This is a genomic window from Brachybacterium vulturis, from assembly GCF_043641765.1.
GTDB classification, from domain to species: Bacteria; Actinomycetota; Actinomycetes; order Actinomycetales; family Dermabacteraceae; genus Brachybacterium; species Brachybacterium vulturis_A.
Genome location: NZ_JBHZRO010000042.1, coordinates 1 through 2,178 on the forward strand (window position 1 = coordinate 1; position 2,178 = coordinate 2,178).

Annotated in this window: 2 protein-coding genes; both read left to right on the plus strand. The window is 66.6% G+C overall.

The window, feature by feature from the left end; genetic code table 11:
• On the plus strand, nt 1-1,665 hold a 1,665-nt coding region (locus ACHUEU_RS16420; protein ID WP_394217157.1), incomplete at its 5' end, for a helicase-related protein.
• 121 nt (nt 1,666-1,786) lie between these two features.
• The gene (locus ACHUEU_RS16425; protein WP_394217158.1) at nt 1,787-2,134 is read left to right on the plus strand and encodes a hypothetical protein; all 348 of its coding nucleotides are present in this window, start codon (nt 1,787-1,789) and stop codon (nt 2,132-2,134) included.
• Nucleotides 2,135-2,178 lie beyond the last annotated feature (44 nt).

Below are 2,178 nucleotides of genomic sequence, written 5' to 3' on the forward strand. Positions count from 1 at the left end.
GAACACCCCCGCGCAGGTCACAAGGCTACGACTCTCCCGGCATGCCTCCAGAACCCCCGAATTCTGCGGAACGCCGGCTGGAGCGTCGTCCCGAAAGCCATCGCCGCTCTCTTCAGCTACGAGGTCGACCGTCGGCTGAGCGCCTACGCCCCCCGCCAGAGCGATGGATCATCCACCCGTTACGACTCCACTCGCCCCTCGCCGCTGCTGCGCTTCGCCGTCACGGACGAGAAGCTCCTCAACCTGCCACACCTCGCACTGCTCCACCCCTCCGTAGCGCTCGCGCGACTCGGAGACCCCCTCGCCATCGCCCGTGAGTCAGGGGAACATCTGCCCCTGGACCGGGACCAGCTGTTGGAGACGGTGACCGCTCAGATCCAACGAAAACTGGATGCGCTCGACCTGCCCATCAGAGAGAAGAAGGGGCAGACCGCCGGCTGGTACGGAATCGCCCCCTACCTGCTCGACCGGGCACTGAACCTGGAGGATCTGAGCCTTCGCGGGGCCGTCGACGGGGAGACCGAGGGGGAGGAGGCGGCCTCCCGCTACGCGGACCACGTCGCCTTCGCGGTCGACCCGGACTGGGAGACTCTCGGTGCACCACCTGAAGACCTCGCCCGGGTGCTGGCGATGATCGCCGTCGCCGGCCCGGGGGTCTGTGCACTGCGTGCTCTGGGACGAGCGACCGGGGGAGAGGCGAGCTTCGACGATCCCCGCATCCGTCGAGCTGCTCTCAGCATCGGAGAGGGCCTCCGAACGCTCTTCAACCGCCCCGAGATCATGGCGGCCGTGCGCGCCTCGACGGGCGCGAGTGACGAGGACACCGACGGCTACTGGCAGCTCGTCCTCCGCTACTGCCTCGACGGCAATCTCCAGTCGACCCTCGACGAGTACGTGCACACGCTCGTCGACTCGCTCGGCCTGATCGGCGACGAACCGTTCGAGCGCGCCGACAAGCTCGCCGACCGGATTCGCGCCACAGCCGGCGTCCGCACGGCGGCGAACGAGATCCACGAGCTGAGCGCGAATGACGCCAAGATCGACGTCACCGTGCGGCGCCTCCACTCCCATATCGCGGCGAGATTCGGCCGCGCCCAGAGCTCCGAACAGGCCGAGAAGCGCGAGACCTCGGTGCGCGACAGCTTCAACTCCCCGTTCTGGCCCTTCGTGCTCGCGAGCACCTCGGTGGGCCAAGAGGGCTTGGACTTCCACAACTACAGCCACGCCATCGTCCACTGGAACCTGCCCGGCAACCCCGTGGACCTGGAACAGCGCGAAGGACGCGTGCACCGGTACAAGGGACACGCGATCCGTAGGAACATCGCACAACGCCATGGCGCTGCCGCGCTCGCCGAGGGGAACGATGATCCGTGGGCGGGCATGTTCGACGCTGCCGAGGCTGCTGAGCCCGAAGACAGCGATGGGATGAGCCCCTTCTGGCTCTACGACGGCCCCGCCAAGATCGAACGGTACGTGCCGGCGATGCCCCTCAGCAGGGAGTCACGCCAGTACCGCAGATTGCAGCGCACCCTCGGGGCGTATCGCTCCGTGATGGGGCAGCCACGGCAGGAAGACCTCATCAAGTTGATGGGGGAGGACGTCGACTGGCCGCGGATCGATCTGCGGCCGCCGAGTCGGCGAACACCAAGTGAGCGAGGATTGTGATCGGTGGGATTGATGGACAGATGGGTGAGACAGTGGCCTGAACGTATATCGGTCCCGATTGAGACCAAGTTCGCGCTCACCGAGCGAGCGTGGCCCATCGACAGAAGAGGAGTCGCAAGGCATGAGCAGTGAGCGCGTCTATGCCATCGAAGACGGCGCCGCCGTACCTCTGCCGGCCGTCAGCCTGGCTGATGCCGGTTTGCGTGAGCGCGACGACCTGCAGGAATGGGTGCTCGCCCGGCCCGAGATCCTCGGCCCGGACGTCATGGTGGTTGCCTTCGAGTTCGACCGCTGGCAGGACTCCCGCGGCGACCGGCAAAGAGACCGGCTCGACGTGCTCGGTCTGGATGCCGACGGACGTCTGGTGCTCGCCGAGCTCAAGCGCGATAAGGCACCCGACACCGTGGAGATGCAGGCGATCAAGTACGCCGCGATGGCGGGGCCTGACCCTTGTTCGTGGACACGCTGATTCCAGCATTTGCTGGGGAAGCGAGATCATGAACCATGGCCAGG